Below are 1,276 nucleotides of genomic sequence, written 5' to 3'. Positions count from 1 at the left end.
TGGCCGGCCACAACCGCACCCCGCCTAGGCTGGGGGAATGAGCCGCCCAGCACCCCCGCCGGAGATCGTCGAGGTGGCCGCGACCCTGTTGCCGCACCACCGCGAGATCGGCGAGCGCCTGGCCCGGCGGATGCGCGCGGAGATCGAGTCCTACCGCAACGAGGACCTCATCCCGTTCCACACCATCCGGGCCTCGTGCATCCGCAACATCGAGCTCATGATCCGGCACTTCGTCCACACCGGTCCCGCCGACCTCGGGCCGCCCCAGGCGACCGGCCGGATGCGCGCCGAGCAGGGCGTCCCGCTGCCCGAGACGCTCCACGCCTACCGGATCGGATTCGAGTTCCTCTGGGCGGAGCTGGTGGACGAGGCCCGACGCCACCCGGCCGTCACCGACGCCATGCTCGTCGACCTGGCCGCGCAGGTCTGGCAGCTGGCGGGCGAGTACTCGGACGCCGTCGCCCGGGCCTACCGGGAGACCACCGCCGCGCTCGTCCTGCAGCGCGAACGCGAACGGTCCGCCCTGGTGGAGGCCCTCCTCACCGGCGCCATCAGCGAGATCGGCCCGGTCGAGGAGGCCGGGCGGACACTGGGTCTGGCCTCCCACGGGCCGTACGCGGTGATCGCCGCAGACGTGCCGGCGCCCGGCCGCGAGGCACTGCCCGGCATCGAGAACGCCCTGCGGGCGGTCCGCGTCCGTTCCGCCTGGCGGCTGCTGCCGGACCAGCAGATCGGCGTGGCCTCGCTGCCCGACCCCGACGACGAGGAGACACTGCTGCGGCTGCTGCGCCGCCACCCCGCACGGGTCGGGGTCAGTCCCTCGTACCCGTCGCTGCGCGACACCCCGCAGGCGCTGCGCTTCGCCCGGCTGGCCCTGGACGGGCTGCGCGGCAAACCCCGCGGGACGGTCCGCTTCGACGACCGTCCGCTCGCCATGCTGGTGGCGGCGGCGCCCGCGGAGGCGGCCCGGTTGGCCCGCCTGGTGCTCGGCCCCCTGCTCGAACTCCCCCGGGAGGAACGTGAGCGGCTGACCGACACCCTGGAGCAGTGGTTCGCCGCCGCCGGCAGCACCGAGGGCGCGGCCGAGCGGCTCTACGTGCACGCCAACACCGTCCGCTACCGGCTGCGCCGCATCGAGGCGCTCACCGGCCGCACGCTCCAGGACCCCCGGCACCTGGCCGACATCGGATCCGCCCTGCTCGCCCTGCGGCTGCTGCCCGGCGAGGCGGCCGGCGGCTGAGCCGCGCACCGCCGCCCGCGCCGGCCGGCCGACAGC

General features: G+C 75.6%; 1 protein-coding gene. It reads left to right on the top strand.

Annotation, left to right across the window (positions count from 1 at the left end):
• Window positions 1-37: 37 nt before the first annotated feature.
• Window positions 38-1,240 (top strand): helix-turn-helix domain-containing protein, encoded by a 1,203-nt coding sequence (locus ABZ641_RS38010; RefSeq protein WP_344625202.1) that lies wholly within the window; start codon window positions 38-40, stop codon window positions 1,238-1,240.
• Window positions 1,241-1,276 lie beyond the last annotated feature (36 nt).

It is taken from the genome of Kitasatospora sp. NPDC007106 (genome assembly GCF_040634455.1).
Lineage (GTDB): Bacteria > Actinomycetota > Actinomycetes > Streptomycetales > Streptomycetaceae > Kitasatospora > Kitasatospora arboriphila.
The sequence above is the reverse complement of the archived record's forward strand: the minus strand, read 5'-3'. Positions and strand labels throughout refer to the sequence as shown.

Excerpts from the sequence above, each read along its gene's own strand:
- ABZ641_RS38010 (WP_344625202.1), top strand. The coding sequence starts at position 38 with ATGAGCCGCCCAGCACCCCCGCCGGAGATCGTCGAGGTGGCCGCGACC.